Here is a 15,209-nt window from a genome sequence, read left to right as displayed (position 1 = left end):
TCGGGGTGGGCACATTCTCGATCACCATGGCGCAATAACGATCAAACCGGTTCGATATTCAATCATCGTGGTGCCGTGGAGCTTCCGGGCATCACTCGATGCATGCCCCGAGACTTGGGGGCTTGCAGAATATGGATACCGTCACAGAGATCAACAACCCGAGTAGTGCACTTTGTCGAATTCGCAAGTGCGACAGGGCGCCGCTCGACCATTGAGTAGTCTACGCAGCGCTGAATGCGGGCTCAGCTCGAAGGAGTTGAGCCCGCATTCAGCGAGACGTTCGACGGATACCCCGGCAGTGACCGCATGGGTAAACGTCGGGTGCGCCAAAAACCCCTCGGTGCACACCACCGCCGCCCCGCATATGACTTTCGAGGCGCCCGCGCGGGCGCTGAAGTCGCGGGAAGGCGGGGGAGTGAACCTATTCGGTACCGTCAGGCGGGATTTCGGGCAAGCCTTCACTCGCCCGGAGCTTCTCCGCCATGGAGGTGAGGAGGTTCTGTGATTCTTCGGACAGGTCGAACGCTCTACTCGACAGCCGTCGCAGTCCATAGCCCTGCAGCTGGGACAGCAGTTCCAGATCGTGATCGATCTTGGCGGCATAGATGTCGTTGAAGAAGTAGTCCGGCTTGACCTTGAAGAACTTGGCCAGTGCAGCCACCGTTTCGTCCGACGGGTTCGTCCGTTGTCCCGACCGCAACTGCGAGAGATACGGTTTCGAGATCGGATGCCCGGAGGCCGTCAGCGCAGCCGCAACCTCCGCGTTGGTGTGCGGCTTGCGCCCCGGGGGATGCACGGTTTCGAACAGCTTGTTCAGCCGCGCCGCGAAATCAGCCATTGTGAGCCGCCCAATTCCCTTCGCTGTACTAACAGTCGTTATCTCGGATACGTATCATTGATATTAGCGGCTCAGTAACTGAAAACCTACGCCTGATTCCGACTTTCCTTGAAGCTTCCAGGTGTCGGTCCGGCGAAGTCACTGCGACCGTCGCGTTTGCGGGTCGCCCCAACGTCTCTAGTGGAGGCGTGGTACGGCCCGGTTCTGGCCCGTCGCGGGGGTCTTCCCCGACGAGTCAATGATAGCCGCAAGATAGCTGACATCTCATCTAGTTGCTAGAGCTGGTCATTGTGTGGCGTACGACACGTTTTGGGGCCTCAGGGATGAACGTTCAACAAATCGGGCGGAAATGGTTGAGGCGCCCTACATCCGCTCGATGATAGTGCCTGTCGCCAATGCGCCACCGGCGCACATGAGCACCATCGCGGTACTGCCGCCGGTCCTCTCCAGTTCGTGCAAAGCCGTTGTGATCAGACGGGATCCGGTCGAGCCGACCGGATGTCCGATCGCGATCGCGCCGCCGTTGACATTTACCCGGTCCATGTCCGGCTTGTGGACAGAAGCCCACGAAAGTGCAACCGAAGCGAATGCCTCATTGATCTCGAAAAGGTCGATATCGCCGATCCGCATGCCGGATCGCTCCAGCAGCCGGGTGCACGCCTGGATCGGCCCATCGAGGTGGTACTCGGGTTCGGAACCGACCAGCGCCTGCGTCAGGATCCGGGCCCTCGGTCGCAAACCCGCACGCTGGGCGGCCTTTTCGTCCATCAGCAGTACCGCGGCCGCGCCGTCGGAGATCTGCGACGAGGATCCGGCGGTGTGCACGCCACCCTCGAGGACCGGCTTCAACTTGGCCAAACCCGCGGCCGTGGTCTCGCGCAGACCCTGATCGCGGGTGACGTCGAGCTTCTCGCCGGTGAGCTTGCCTTCCCTGTCGACCGCGGGCGCGGTGACCGAAAGCACCTCGCGATCGAAGCGACCCTCGGCCCAGGCCTGTGCGGCCAGCCGCTGCGAGCGCGCGCCGAATTCGTCGACATCGGCGCGGGTAATGCCGCGCCGCTTGGCAATACGCTCCGCCGCCTCGAACTGATTGGGCAGATCGATATTCCATGATGCGGGCCTGCGCGGGCCTGCGTTCTCGCCGACGTTGGCGCCCAATGGAACTCGGCTCATCGCCTCGACGCCGCAGGCCATGCCGATGTCGATGGCGCCGGTCGCGATGAGTCCGGCGATCAGGTGGTTGGCCTGCTGCGCGGAGCCGCACTGCGCGTCGATGGTGGTCGCGCCGACCTGCCACGGCAGTCCGGCGTGCAGCCACGCCACCCGGGTGACGTTATTGGACTGCTCGCCCGCCTGGGTGACGCAGCCGCCGATGACCTGCTCGACCAGGGCCGGATCCAGATGCGCCTTCTCCAGCAGTCCGCGCTGGGTGACGCCGAGCAACTCGGCGGCGTGCAGGCCGGCCAGCCAGCCGCCGCGCTTACCGATCGGGGTGCGAGCGGCCTCCACGATGACGGGTGTGCCCATGTCCAACCTTTCTTTCGGGAGAGAAAACTGAAACGTGTGCCAGTCGGCTGTACTGCTCTTCTTTACTAGTCCGTCCGCCTGTGCTGCAATGATTGTAGAACGTGTTTCAGTTTGTCGAAGGAGACATCTGGTGGTTGACACTCGGAACGCCCGCCCGAATCTGCCGGACGGGTTCGACGTAACCGATCCCGACATCTACGCGGAGCGAATTCCGGTCGAGGAGTACGCCGAACTGCGCCGGACCGCGCCGATCTGGTGGAATCCACAGCCCCCGACCACCGGCGGCTTCCATGATGAGGGCTTCTGGGTGGTCAGCAAGCACGCCGACGTCAAGGAGGTGTCGCGGCGCAGCGACGTCTTCTCCAGCTTCGAGAACACCGCGATCCCGCGCTTCAATGACGACATTCCGCGCGAGAACATCGAACTGCAGCGCATCGTCCTGCTGAATATGGACGCTCCCGAACACACCAAGCTGCGCAAGATCATTTCCCGCGGCTTCACCCCGCGCGCGATCAACGGCCTGCGCGCCGAACTCTCCGCGCGGGCCGAATCCATCGTCAAGGCCGCGGCCGAATCCGGGTCCGGTGACTTCGTCACCCAGGTCGCGTGCGAACTGCCGCTGCAGGCGATCGCCGAGTTGATCGGCGTTCCGCAGGAAGACCGGATGAAGGTTTTCCAGTGGTCCAACGATATGACCGGCTACGACGATCCCGACAATGACGCGGATCCGGTCATGGCCTCCGCCGAGATCCTCGGCTACGCGTACCAAATGGCGTCCGCGCGCAAGGCGTGCCCGGCCGATGACATCGTGACCACCCTGATCGAGGCCGACATCGATGGCGACAAGCTCACGGAGGAGGAGTTCGGCTTCTTTGTGATCATGCTGGCGGTGGCGGGCAACGAGACCACCCGCAACGCCATCACCCACGGCATGATGGCCTTCCTCGACAACCCGGATCAGTGGGAGCTGTTCAAGAAGGAGCGCCCGGCCACCGCCGCCGACGAGATCATCCGGTGGGCCACCCCGGTCACCTCGTTCCAGCGCACCGCGCTCGAGGACACCGAGCTCGGGGGAGTGCAGATCAAAAAGGGTCAGCGTGTGGTCATGCTCTACAAGTCGGCCAACTTCGACGAGGACGTCTTCGAAAATCCGGAGAAGTTCGACATCATGCGAAAGGACAACCCGCACCTGTCCTTCGGCGGCACCGGCGCGCACTTCTGCATCGGCGCGAACCTGGCCCGCCTGGAGATCGACTTGATCTTCAATGCCATCGCCGATCACCTGCCCGACATCTCCAAGCTCGGTGATCCCAAGCGGCTGCGCTCGGGCTGGCTGAACGGCATCAAGGAGTTCCCGGTGGACTACCAGTCCAAGGGCTGCCCGGTCGCGCACTGACCACGAAAATGGGCCCTCGCGCCCGGCAGTCCCATGCCGGGCGCGAGGGCCCATTCGTGTGCCGCCCGAGGGGGACGGCCGCCGCGCACATCGGGCAGCGGCTCAGTCGACGGGTGCGGCCGTGCCCATCGCGCGGTCGACCTCCCAGAATGCGCGCAAGGCGGCGATCTTGCCGGTGTCGTCGACCTTGTAGGTGAATACGCCCTCGGCGTCGATCCGATGCCCGCCGATGTGGCTGCGGATGGTGCCGGTGAAGGCCACCTCCTTGCCGCAGGCGAACGAATCGTTGAACAGGAATTCGATCGATTCGGTCTTCGCGATCGCCATATCCCAGAACGCCGCGATGGCCTCGGTACCCCGATGTCCCTTGCCTTCGGGGTCGAAACCCGAAGGGCCGATGGGATCTTCGACAATGCCGTCCGTCGCGAACAGTGCGACCCAGGCGTCCTTGTCCCGTGCCCGCACGGCGGCCTGTGAGGCGAGTCCGGCGGCCCGGGCCGGATGTTCGGTCATGCTTTTACCTCCGCGATGATCGGATCCTCGATGTACTTCGCGGCGAACCGGCGCAGCGACTCCTGCTTGGCCGCCAATTCCCCGTCGAAGCCGATGCCGTCGAACAACCAAGGGACCACGATCGCGTCGGTCACCCCGGCGTCGGCCAGATCCTGATAGCCGGAGCGCCCGGCTCGATCGACGCACACCGCCTGGATTTCGAACGGCTCCGCCGCCCGGCCGAATTCGGCGCGCAGCGCCTCGAGCTTGCCGATGGTGGAGCACAGTTCGGCGTAGGTCATCATCGCCGAGGTCCAGCCGTCACCGACCCTGGCCGCGCGCCGCAGCGCGGGCTCGGTATGCCCGCCGATATAGAACGGCACCGGTGCACTGGGCGCGGGGCTGATCTGTAGCGGCTCGAAATCGAAGAATTCACCGTGGTACTCGACCATCCCGCCGCCCAGCACCAGCTTGATGACCTCGATCATCTCGTCCACCCGGGCGCCGCGGCGGGCATACGGGACGCCGCACCACTCGAACTCCTCCGGCGCCCACCCGATGCCGACGCCGAATCCGAACCGGTTGCCGGACAGGTTGGCCACCGAGCCGACCTGCCGGGCCAGCAGCAGCGGATTGCGCGAACCCAGCTTCAGCACATTGGTGTAGAAGCGGATCCGGCTGGTCACCGCGGCCATGGCGGTCGCCCCGATCAGCGGATCGACCCACGGTGTCTCCGGACCCCAGAAGCGGCTGCCGTCGGCGGTGTACGGATATTTCGCCGCCGCCGACTTCATATAGAACAGTGAATCGGGCAGCGCGACCGAGGAGAAACCGCACTCCTCGGCCGTCTTCGCCAGCTCGGTCAGCTGTTCCAGCGGGCTGAGCGCGATACCCAGGGTGAACCGCATGGTCGTCATCGGCGTTCCGACCCGACCACCCACATCGAGAAGTACTGCGACCCACCGCCGTACGCGTGGCCGAGTGCCTTGCGTGCGCCTTCGACCTGATAGTCGCCCGCCCGGCCCATAACCTGTTTGGCCGCCTCGGCGAAGCGGATCAGGCCGGAGGCGCCGATCGGGTTCGAGGAGAGCACGCCGCCGGAGGGATTCACCGGGATGCGGCCGCCGATCTCGGTTTCACCCTTATCGGTCAGCTTCCAGCCGTCGCCGGGGGCGGCGAAGCCCAGATTCTCCAGCCACATCGGCTCGAACCAGGAGAACGGGACATAGATTTCGGCGGCGTCGATCTCTTTGAGCGGATCGGTGATGCCCGCCGCCTTCCACAGCGCGGCGGCGGCGTCCTGTCCGGCCTGCGGATTGACCTGGTCACGTCCGGCGAAGGTGGTGGGTTCGGTCCGCATCGCAGTGCCGTGCACCCACGCCACCTTCTTGCCGGTGGCCTCGACCGAGGCGGCGGCCGCTTCGTCGCCGATAACCACGGCGCAGGCGCCGTCGGAGGAGGGGCAGGTCTCGTCGAAGCGGATCGGATCCCACAGCATCTGCGAGGCCAGCACCGATTCCAGGGTGATGTCGGGCTGGTGCAGATGTGCGAGCGGATTCTTCGCACCATTGCGGCGATCCTTCACCGCGACCATTGCGCCGATGTGGCTCGGTGCGTTCGACCTGCGGATATAGGAGCGGACGTGCGGGGCGAAGTAGCCACCCGCGCCCGCGCCGACGGGCATGGTGAACGGCACCGGAATCGAGAGTGCCCACATGGCATTCGATTCCGACTGCTTCTCCCAGGCGACCGCCAGCACCTTCTTGTGCACTCCCGCTTGCACGAGGTTGGCGGCGACCACGCCGGTGGATCCGCCGACCGAGCCCGCGGTGTGCACGCGCAGCAGCGGTTTGCCGGTGGCGCCCAACGCGTCGGCCATATACAGCTCGGGCATCATGACGCCCTCGAACAGATCGGGGGCCTTGCCGACCACGACCGCGTCGATATCGGCCATGGTGAGGCCGGAATCGGCGAGTGCCCGATCGATGGCTTCGCGGCACAGGCCCGCCATCGATACGTCGGTTCGTTTCGTCACGTGATGGGTTTGTCCGGTGCCCAGCACCGCCGCGGGGTAGCGCCCACCCGTCACCCGACCGCCGCCCCCCATCGAATCACTGCGCGATACTGCATTCATCTGGACTCCGATTCGAGGACGGTCACAAGGTTCTGCTGCAACGCGGGGCCGCTGGTGGCATGGGCGAGCGCCCGGTTCGCGGTGCCGGCCATAATGGCCTCGGCCGCGAAGCCGATGCGTTCCAGGCCCGCCGCGAACATCGGGTTGGCCGCCAGCGCGCCGCCGGACGGGTTCACCGTGGTTCCGGGCTTCAGGCCGATCGCCTCGGCGAGAATCAGCTGCTGATGGCTGAACGGCGCGTGCAGTTCGGCGATATCGAAGCCGTCCGTATCGCCGCCGGTAACGGCCTGTGCCGCAGCCGACGTGGAGGGGGAGACGGTGAGATCGCGGGCGCCGAGCACGGGGGTGTCCACCCGGTGGGCCATGCCGCTGATCCAGGCCGGGCGCTCGCACAGTTCGCGGGCCCGGTCGCCGACCGCGAGCACGATCGCTGCCGCGCCGTCGGTGATCGGCGCGACGTCGTGCGCGCGCAGCGGATCCGCGACATACGGTGTGGCGAGCAGACTTTCGACGTCACCGTCGGCTCCGGCGGCGACCGCCGCCATATCCCGCTCGGTCCAGCGGCCCGCGTCGAGACCGGCCCGCGCCTGTAGACCCGCGATCGACAGCGCGTCCGGCCACAGCGGGGTGACCAGGTAGGGATCCAACTGCATGGTGAGGACCTGGCGCAGCGTGCCCGCCGAGGACTTGCCGAAGCCGTACACCAGCGCGGTGCGGGCCTGGCCCGACTTCAGCTTCACGAACGCCTCGTACAGCGCCCAGGCCGCGTCCATCTCGACGTGCGATTCGTTGATCGGCGGTACCGCGCCGATGGCGTCGATCGCGGAGATGAACGAAAAGGCGCGTCCAGCAAGATAATCAGAGGAGCCCGAGCACCAGAAGTCGATATCGGACTTGGTGATGCCGAGGTCGGTGTAGAGCTGCTGGAAGCAGGGCACCAGCATCTCGACACCGTTGGTGGTGCCGAAGGTCTCCGGCACATGCGGTGCGTGGGCGAAGCCCACGACCGCGATGTCGGTGGCGTTGTCGGTCAACGGTCGCGCCCTCTCGGGGGGTGGCAGCCGGCGAAGCCGGCGGGGCGGGTAGGTCACAGGTGGTGCTTGTAGGTGTCGTATTCGGCATCGGGTTCGCCGGTAGGCTCGAAGTGGTCCACGTTCTCCAGTCCGAAGCCCCACTCCTCGCGCGGTTTCCACACCGCCTTGACCCGCATGCCCATGCGTACTTCGCTTGCGTCGCAACCGAGTACGAGGTGCAGTACCGGAATGTCGGCGCCGTCGAGCAGCACGTACGCCGCGACATAGGGCGGCTTGATGCGCTGGCCGAGGAACGGCACGTTCACAATGCAGAAGGTGGTGACGGTGCCGTGATCGGTCAGCTCGAGGTAGTCGTCGGTGGGCCTGCCATCGGTCGGGTTGGCGCCGCGCGGCGGGAAGTACACCTTGCCCGCGTCGTCGGTGCGCGCGCCCATCAGCTTGCCCTCGGCCAGTCCGCGCAGGTAGACGGTCTCCTGCGGGGAGGCCGTGTGCTTGTAGCTCAGATCGACCGGAGTGGTGATGACGGTGATCGGTTCCCGGTCGTCGGTGGAGGGCGCCGGGGCGGTGGAGGTTGTCTCGCCGGGTTCGAAGCAGGCGATGTCCTTGATGCTGCCCTCGGTATCGGCGGACCACCGGGCGCGCACCCGCAGGCCGGTCCGGATCTGGTCCGGTGCGGCCACGTCGACGGCGTGCAGCAGGGTCGTGTCCGCGCCGTCCAGCCGGATCAGCGCCCAGGCGAAGGGCCGGTCGAACGGTTGGCCGGGCAGGACGTCGTGCACCCAGGTCCAGGATTCGACGGTGCCGGTATCGGCGACATCCACGAACTCGGTCAGCGGTTCGGCGGTGATCGGATCGTATTCCGACGGCGGCACCAGCACGCGTCCGTCCGAGCCGCGCACGCCGATCACCTTGCGGCCGCGCAGGCCGGTCAGAAACTTGCCGATGGTCGGTCCGACCGACCTGGTGTAGTCGAATCGCACCCGGAGGGGCGCGCTGAGTACATCGGGCGCGGTGTTCAATTCCGACCCTTTCTCATCCGCGATTACGCCGGATGCGGTATTCCCCTGAGTCACAATATCGAGTAGAACAGGTTCTTATTCTGCTGGCAAGCAGTTGGCCGGAAAGGGGTCGATCGTGAAGTTCGGATTGCAGCTCGGGTACTGGATGGCCCAGCCGCCGGAAAATGCCGGCGAGGTGGTTGTCGCCGCCGAGGCGGCCGGATTCGACGCCGTCTTCGCCGCCGAATCCTGGGGGTCGGACGCCTTCGGCCCGCTGACCTGGTGGGGATCGAAGACCGAGCGGGTGCGGCTGGGTACCTCGGTGGTGCAGCTGTCGGCCCGCACCCCCGCGGCCACCGCTATGCACGCACTGACGCTGGACCATCTCAGCGGTGGCCGGGCCATCCTCGGGCTCGGTGTTTCCGGTCCGCAGGTGGTGGAGGGCTGGTACGGGCAGCCGTTCGCCAAGCCGTTGCAGCGCACCCGCGAGTACGTGAGCATCATCCGCCAGGTGCTGGAGCGCAAGGCGCCGGTGACCAATGACGGCCCGCACTACCCGCTGCCGTATACCGGGCCGGGTTCGCTCGGCCTCGGTAAGCCGCTCAAGCCGATCGTGCATCCGCTACGTGCGGATTTGCCGATCTGGCTGGGTGCGGAGGGGCCGAAGAACGTCGCGCTGACCGCGGAGATCGCCGACGGCTGGCTGGCCATCTACTACGCGCCGCGGCTGGCGAATATGTACAACGACTGGCTGGACGAGGGCTTCGCCAGGCCCGGTGCCCGACGCTCGCGCGAGGATTTCGAGATTGCGGCGAGTTGCCAGGTGGTGATCACCGACGACGCCGCGAGCGAACTGGCGCGGATGCGCTGGATCATGGCGCTCTACATCGGCGGCATGGGCGCGCCGGAGCTGAACTTCCACGCCCAGGTGTACAAGCGGATGGGCTACGAGAAGGAGGTCGACGAGATCGGCCGACTGTTCCAGGCGGGCAAGAAGGCCGAGGCGGCGGCCCTGGTTCCGGACGAGCTGATCTTGGACACCGCGATCATCGGCGACGAGGAGTACGTCCGCAAACAGCTGAAGGTGTGGGAGGCGGCCGGCGTCACCATGATGTTGGTGTCCGTTCCGGATGTCGAGCAATTGAATCGGCTCGCACCCCTTGTCGATCAGTAGAACGCGTTCTAGATTCAATGGGATGACAGCCTCACCCGCCCCGTCGGCTCCGTCTCCAACCTCCCCTGGGCAGGATTCAGTGAATATTCTCGGTCTCTGGAACATCGCGAACGCCGAACCCGATCGGATCGCCATGGTCGATCCCTCGGGCCGGGAGGTGACGTATCGGGAATTGGCCACGCTGGCCAACCGCTACGCCACCGGCCTGCGCGGGCTCGGCCTGGAAACGGGCGACGTCCTGGTGAGCATGGTGCACAACTGCGTCGAGGCGGTCGCCGCCTACTTCGCGGCGTACCAGTCCGGGCTGTACATCGTGGCGGTGAACTGGCATCTCACCGGTCCGGAGGTGGCCTACATCCTCCAGGACAGCGAAGCCAAGGCGTTCCTGGCCGGCGATCGCTTCGGTGACGCCGCCAAGGCCGCCGCCGACGAGGCCGGATTGCCCGCCACGGCACGCTTTTCGGTTGGCGAGATCGAGGGCTTCAAGTCCGTGGCCTGGCTCGGCGCGGCCGATACCGGACGGCCCGCCGATCGCAGCACCGGCGCCCCGATGCTGTACACCTCCGGAACCACCGGGCGTCCCAAGGGCGTTCGGCGTCCGCTCACCGGGGCCGACCCGGACGTGGTGCCTCCACACACCACCGCCTTCTTCGGGCTGTTCGAACTGGCGCCCTATGACGATCACGTGCATATCTGCGGTTCGCCGCTGTACCACACCGCGGTGCTGAACTTCGCGACCATCTCGATCCAGTTGGGGCACAAGCTCGTTCTTATGGATTGGTGGACCGCCGAGGAAATGCTGCGGCTCATCGACAAGTATCGGGTCACCCACAGCCACATGGTGCCCACCCAGTTCCACCGGCTGCTCGCGCTGCCCGAGGAGGTGCGGGCCAAATACGATGTCTCCTCGCTGCGCAGCATGGTGCACGGTGCGGCCCCGTGCCCGCAGGAGACCAAGCGGCAGATGCTGGAGTGGTGGGGCCCGACGGTCACCGAGTACTACGCGGCCACCGAGGGTGGCGGCACCGTCATCAATGGCGCCGAGTGGCTGAAGAAGCCGGGATCGGTCGGCCGGGCCTGGCCCTGGTCGGTGATCAAGGTGCTCAGCGAGGAGGACGGCTCCGAGGTGCCCGCGGGCGAGCCCGGGCTGGTCTACATGAAAATGGGCGCGTCCAGCTTCGAATACCACCACGCCAAGGAGAAGACCGAGGAGTCCAGGGTCGGTGACCTTTTCACCGTCGGCGATATCGGTCATCTGGATGAGGACGGCTACCTCTACCTGCACGATCGCCGCTCGGATCTGATCCTGTCGGGTGGGGTGAATATCTACCCGGCCGAGGTCGAGAGCGTGCTGATCACCCACCCGAAGGTCGTCGACGTGGCGGTTTTCGGTATCCCGCATCCGGATTGGGGCCAGGAGGTCAAGGCGGTCGTCCAGCCCGCCGAGGGTATCGAGGGCAATGCCGAGCTCACCGCGGAGTTGCTCGCCTTCGCCGCAACGCAATTGGCGAAGTACAAGATCCCGAAATCCGTCGACTATCTGCCGGAGCTGCCGCGCGACCCGAACGGCAAGCTCTACAAGCGCAAGCTCCGCGACCGCTACGTGCTCCCCAGCCCCTCCGCGTCTTGAAGCCGGACTCGGGCGCCGTTCGAGTGACGTTGGCGGCCGGCGAGCGGGGACGGGGTGATTCAGTCCGTCCCCGGTGAGTTCCCCATGCTCCTGGGAAATCGATTGTTGCGCTGGGCAACTGTGTGTATGCCCGGCGCAACGTTGGTTGTCGCGCGTTCGCTACCCTGCGTCTGCCTCCGCGCCGCTTTTCATGGCGGCCAAGGTTTCTCGCATGAGTACCGGCATGGTGCGCTCGACGATCAACGATACCGCCGGGCGTAGCGCCGGGGTAATCGGCTGGAACGAATAGGTCCACGTCAGCCGCGTCGAGGTGCCCTGATCGGTGAATTCGAATGCCGCCACCGCGTGGTCGATGGTGAATCGCTGCTGCGGTTCGGTGAATCCCCAGATGATGTATCGGAAGGTGTCCGGGGTGTCGGTCAGGACCTCCTCGGCCAGGTAGTGCCCGCTGTCGAACTGGACCCGACGGCGGTCGCCGGTGCGGTCGGATCGGGCATCCCAGTCCCCGCGCAGGTTTTCCGTGGCGACGACCCGGGGAGAGCTGCCGTCGCCCTTGATGAGGTCGCTGAGTTCGACTTCCGGCCGGTTGACCCAGGCCAGGTACTGATTCCTCGGGACGTCGACCACGAGCGATTCCCTATGGGTTACATAGCCGTCGGCGGCCAGGGCCGGATGCGGCTCGACATAGGCGGGCGGTGCGACCGGGGCCGCCTGCACGTGGGCCGTGCCAAGGGCGACCGTGATCAAACCGATTACGGCGCCGACGATTCGAATGTTTACCATGCTCATCTCCGTCAGTAGGTTGACAGCGTCAACTCCAGTAAATGATGCATGGTTGACGTTGTCAACTTGGGGTGTCGATTAGATTTCCGTGAATGCGGACCACACGGGACACCCTGATCGAGGTGGCGGCTCGGCTCGTGGACGAAGGCGGGGAGGCGGCCGTGACACTGCGCGAGGTCGGCGCGCGCGCCGGACTCTCGCATAACGCGCCGTACAAGCACTTCGCCGATAAGCGGGACCTGCTGGCCACGGTCGCGGCCGTCGAACTGCGAAATCTCGCGACGCGGATCGCGCGGGCCGTCGCGCCGTGCCGGACCGGAATCGAGCAGGTGCGCGCCAGCGCGCGGGTCTATCTGGAATGGGCCCAGGCGAATCCGGTCCGGTTCAAACTCGTATTCGGCCAGTGGGGTACGGAGCCGCACGACGAACTCGATGCGGCGGCGGCCGAGGCCACCTCCGTGATGTACAACTGCGTCGCCGCCGCCGTCGCCGATCGCACCCTGCGTGGCGATCCGGACCGGATCGCGCCGATGGTCTGGTCCCTCGGGCATGGGGCGGTCGACCTGAATCTGGCGGACCACCTGCGCAAAAAGCCGGGGGCGCCGACGCCGGAGCAATTGGTCGACGATCTCATCGACCTGCTCGGCGCCGGGTGACGACGTGCCCAACCCCGACGGCCCCGCCGTCCCTCATCGGAGGGCGGGGCGTTTCGCGTATGCGCTCAGGCGACCGGTTCGCGCATTTCCATCGGCAGGTCGAACAGTGGGAAGAGCCGTTCGGTGTCGAGGAAGAAGTTCAGGCCGGCGATGGTGTCGCCCTCCAGTTCCAGCACCGTGATCGACCACGGGATGTAGACGCCCGGCTCCTCGCTCGGCTTGTAGTGGCCGAAGGCGACGTGGCCGTTCGCGCCTTCCAGCCGGACGAGTTTCGAACCCGCGCAGGCGCTTCCGGAGCCGAGCATGAACGCCGCCACATTCTCCGGGCCGGAGATCCAGAGTTCGATGGGCGGCATGGACAGTGCCACATCGGCTTTCAGCAGCGTGGTCAGCGTATCCATATCGTAGGCCTCGAAGGCGGACACGAAATTCTCGACCAGCCGGCGCTGGTCCTCATCGGCCTCGTCGTAGTCGTCGGTGACGGCGGGCTGCACCTTCGACATGGTGGCCCTGGCCCGCTGTAGCGCACTGTTCACCGAGGCGGGGGACATGGTCAGGGCCTCGGCGGTCTCGCTGGCCGAGAAACGCAGTACCTCGCGCATGATCAGGATGGCGCGCTGGGTCGCGGGCAGATGCTGACAGGCCGCGACGAAGGCCAGCCGCAGCGTATCCCTGGTGGAGGCGTGTTCGGCCGGATCCGCCCCGAAGGCAAGAGCATTGGGGATCGGTTCGATCCAGACGTAGTCCGGCTGCGGTGCGGGCAGTACGGAGTCCGGACGCGAGGGCCCGTTCAGATCCATCGGGCGGGCGCGGCGCTGGGGGCCGTCGAGCATATCCAGGCAGACGTTGGTGGTGATCTTGTACAGCCAGGACCGCAGGCTGGCCCGGCCCTCGAACGAGTCGTAGGACTTCCAGGCCCGGGTGAAGGTCTCCTGCACCGCGTCCTCCGCCTCGAAGGACGAGCCGAGCATGCGGTAGGCGTAGGCGCACAGTTCCCGTCGGTGCCCCTCGAATGACGCGAGTACATCGTCGGTGAGGGTGCTGGACGGGCTGGACGAGTCGGTCATGGGTGTCACCATGCCACAGGGCGCCGACAGATTACAGGCCCGAAGACGCTCTACCAGCGGAATCAAGATCGCCCTCGCGGCCGGGCGAGGGGCCGCGCACGGGGGTGACTGCCGTCACGACCTGCGTCGGCGATGATTTCTCGGTCCCGGCCCCGTCTCTAGGTATGAACCCGCCGACATGCCCGAGAGGACGAGAATATGAGCAGCAGGATGATCTTCATCAACCTTCCCTGTGCCGACCTGAACCGGTCCAAGAACTTCTACGAGGCGTTGGGCTGGAAGGTGAATCAGGACTTCACCGACGACAATGCCGCCTGCATCGTCATCGACGACAACATCTGCCTGATGCTGCTGACCAAGGACTTTTTCACCACCTTCAGCAAACGTCCGGTCGCCGACACGGTCTCGGCGATCGGCGCCGCCTATGCGCTATCGCTGTCCAGCGCCGAGGAGGTGGATGCCCTCACCGCCGCGGCCCTGGCCGCGGGCGCCACCGAGGAGGTCAACGAGGACAAGCGAGCACAGGAGGCCCAGGTCGGCATGCACGGCCGCACCTTCATCGATCCGGACGGCCACCAGTGGGAGCCCTTCTGGATGGACTACCCGGGCACCGACTGACTCGGTGGAATCGTCCCCCGGTGCTTCGAACGCACCGGGGGCACAGTGCTTTTCGGGCGGCTACTCGCCGGTGAAAGTGGGCTTACGCTTCTCGGCGAAGGCCTTCGGGCCCTCCTTGGCATCGGCCGACTTGAAGACGGCGGTACCGAGTTCGGCGTCGATCTTGAAGGCTTCCTCTTCGTGCATGCCCTCGGTATCGCGAATGGTGCGAAGAATGGCCTGCACCGCGAGCGGCCCGTTGGCCGCGATCTGCGCCGCGAGTTCGAGCGCCTTGTCCAGTGCGGTGCCGTCCGGCACCACATGCCCGATCAGGCCGATTTCCTTGGCCTCGGCGGCGGTGACATGCCGGCCGGTGAGCAGGATGTCCGCGGCCACGGTGTAGGGGATCTGCCGGACCAGCCGCACCGCCGAGCCGCCGAGCGGGAACAGGCCCCAACGCGCTTCGGAGACACCGAATTTCGCGCTTTCGCCCGCCACCCGGATATCGGTGCCCTGCAGGATCTCGGTGCCGCCCGCGATGGCCGGGCCCTCCACCGCCGCGATCAGCGGTTTGGTGAGCCTACGTCCCTTGAGCAGCGCCTCGATCTTGGACAGGTCCCAGCCGCCACCCTTGAAGGAATCGCCGGGGTGCTGGGCGGTCATCGCCTTGAGGTCCGCGCCCGCGCAGAACGCGCCGCCCGCGCCGGTCAGGATGGCGACCCGGATATCCGGATCGTTGTCCACCTGATCCCAGGCGTCCCGCATGATCGCCATCATCTCGCCGGAGAGGGCATTGCGGGCCTCGGGCCGATTCATGGTGACGATGAGAACGTGGTCGCGCTTCTCGACGAGGCAGTGCGGCATGGGGATTCTCCTGACTGTG

Annotated in this window: 15 protein-coding genes; 5 read left to right on the top strand and 10 right to left on the bottom strand. The window is 66.0% G+C overall.

What is annotated here, in order from left to right; translation table 11 throughout:
* Positions 1 to 421: 421 nt before the first annotated feature.
* Complete coding sequence (locus AB0H61_RS36515; protein ID WP_011207048.1) at positions 422 to 838, bottom strand: helix-turn-helix domain-containing protein; 417 nt, start codon at positions 836 to 838, stop codon at positions 422 to 424.
* Positions 839 to 1,201: 363 nt separating this feature from the next.
* Positions 1,202 to 2,365: a steroid 3-ketoacyl-CoA thiolase gene (locus tag AB0H61_RS36510; RefSeq protein ID WP_357312832.1), complete on the bottom strand. Its 1,164-nt coding sequence runs from the start codon at positions 2,363 to 2,365 to the stop codon at positions 1,202 to 1,204.
* 88 nt (positions 2,366 to 2,453) lie between these two features.
* Between AB0H61_RS36510 and AB0H61_RS36505 the strand changes: the two genes are divergently transcribed.
* A complete protein-coding gene (locus AB0H61_RS36505) occupies positions 2,454 to 3,761 on the top strand; it encodes a cytochrome P450 (RefSeq protein ID WP_357312828.1) in 1,308 nt (435 codons plus the stop codon).
* 102 nt (positions 3,762 to 3,863) lie between these two features.
* On the opposite strand, the gene AB0H61_RS36500 is transcribed toward AB0H61_RS36505, so the two are convergent.
* Genes AB0H61_RS36500 through AB0H61_RS36480 form a run of 5 tightly spaced genes read right to left on the bottom strand, consistent with a single transcriptional unit; the run spans position 3,864 to position 8,440 of the window.
* Positions 3,864 to 4,274 (bottom strand): nuclear transport factor 2 family protein, encoded by a 411-nt coding sequence (locus AB0H61_RS36500; RefSeq protein WP_357312826.1) that lies wholly within the window; start codon positions 4,272 to 4,274, stop codon positions 3,864 to 3,866.
* Positions 4,271 to 5,161: a TIGR03619 family F420-dependent LLM class oxidoreductase gene (locus AB0H61_RS36495; protein ID WP_357312921.1), complete on the bottom strand. Its 891-nt coding sequence runs from the start codon at positions 5,159 to 5,161 to the stop codon at positions 4,271 to 4,273. Before AB0H61_RS36495 ends, AB0H61_RS36500 begins: the two co-directional genes overlap by 4 nt.
* A 5-nt stretch (positions 5,162 to 5,166) precedes the next feature.
* Positions 5,167 to 6,360 (bottom strand): thiolase domain-containing protein, encoded by a 1,194-nt coding sequence (locus tag AB0H61_RS36490; RefSeq protein ID WP_357312920.1) that lies wholly within the window; start codon positions 6,358 to 6,360, stop codon positions 5,167 to 5,169.
* 23 nt (positions 6,361 to 6,383) lie between these two features.
* Positions 6,384 to 7,421: a thiolase domain-containing protein gene (locus tag AB0H61_RS36485; RefSeq protein ID WP_357312823.1), complete on the bottom strand. Its 1,038-nt coding sequence runs from the start codon at positions 7,419 to 7,421 to the stop codon at positions 6,384 to 6,386.
* Positions 7,422 to 7,474: 53 nt separating this feature from the next.
* Entirely contained in the window at positions 7,475 to 8,440 is a 966-nt protein-coding gene (locus AB0H61_RS36480) for an OB-fold domain-containing protein (RefSeq protein ID WP_357312917.1), read from the bottom strand.
* Between the two features lie 115 nt (positions 8,441 to 8,555).
* Between AB0H61_RS36480 and AB0H61_RS36475 the strand changes: the two genes are divergently transcribed.
* Positions 8,556 to 9,593: an LLM class F420-dependent oxidoreductase gene (locus AB0H61_RS36475; RefSeq protein ID WP_357312820.1), complete on the top strand. Its 1,038-nt coding sequence runs from the start codon at positions 8,556 to 8,558 to the stop codon at positions 9,591 to 9,593.
* Positions 9,594 to 9,672: 79 nt separating this feature from the next.
* A complete protein-coding gene (locus AB0H61_RS36470) occupies positions 9,673 to 11,223 on the top strand; it encodes an acyl-CoA synthetase (protein ID WP_357312818.1) in 1,551 nt (516 codons plus the stop codon).
* Positions 11,224 to 11,382: 159 nt separating this feature from the next.
* On the opposite strand, the gene AB0H61_RS36465 is transcribed toward AB0H61_RS36470, so the two are convergent.
* A complete protein-coding gene (locus tag AB0H61_RS36465; RefSeq protein ID WP_357312815.1) occupies positions 11,383 to 12,006 on the bottom strand; it encodes an SRPBCC family protein in 624 nt (207 codons plus the stop codon).
* Positions 12,007 to 12,098: 92 nt separating this feature from the next.
* On the opposite strand from AB0H61_RS36465, the gene AB0H61_RS36460 reads away from it, so the two are divergent.
* Positions 12,099 to 12,662 carry a TetR/AcrR family transcriptional regulator gene (locus tag AB0H61_RS36460; protein ID WP_357312812.1) on the top strand — a complete coding sequence of 188 codons (564 nt, stop codon included), beginning with the start codon at positions 12,099 to 12,101 and terminating at the stop codon, positions 12,660 to 12,662.
* A 65-nt stretch (positions 12,663 to 12,727) separates the two neighbouring features.
* Here the strand turns inward: AB0H61_RS36460 and AB0H61_RS36455 are convergent, their stop codons facing one another.
* The gene (locus tag AB0H61_RS36455; protein ID WP_357312809.1) at positions 12,728 to 13,729 is read right to left on the bottom strand and encodes a sigma-70 family RNA polymerase sigma factor; all 1,002 of its coding nucleotides are present in this window, start codon (positions 13,727 to 13,729) and stop codon (positions 12,728 to 12,730) included.
* Between the two features lie 198 nt (positions 13,730 to 13,927).
* Here AB0H61_RS36455 and AB0H61_RS36450 point away from each other — a divergent pair, with 198 nt between their 5' ends.
* Entirely contained in the window at positions 13,928 to 14,347 is a 420-nt protein-coding gene (locus AB0H61_RS36450) for a VOC family protein (RefSeq protein WP_357312806.1), read from the top strand.
* Positions 14,348 to 14,407: 60 nt separating this feature from the next.
* Here the strand turns inward: AB0H61_RS36450 and AB0H61_RS36445 are convergent, their stop codons facing one another.
* On the bottom strand, positions 14,408 to 15,190 hold the full coding sequence (locus AB0H61_RS36445) for a crotonase/enoyl-CoA hydratase family protein (RefSeq protein ID WP_357312803.1): 783 nt from the start codon (positions 15,188 to 15,190) through the stop codon (positions 14,408 to 14,410).
* Positions 15,191 to 15,209 lie beyond the last annotated feature (19 nt).

This window comes from Nocardia sp. NPDC050710 (assembly GCF_040654375.1).
GTDB lineage: Bacteria > Actinomycetota > Actinomycetes > Mycobacteriales > Mycobacteriaceae > Nocardia.
The sequence above is the reverse complement of the archived record's forward strand: the minus strand, read 5'-3'. Positions and strand labels throughout refer to the sequence as shown.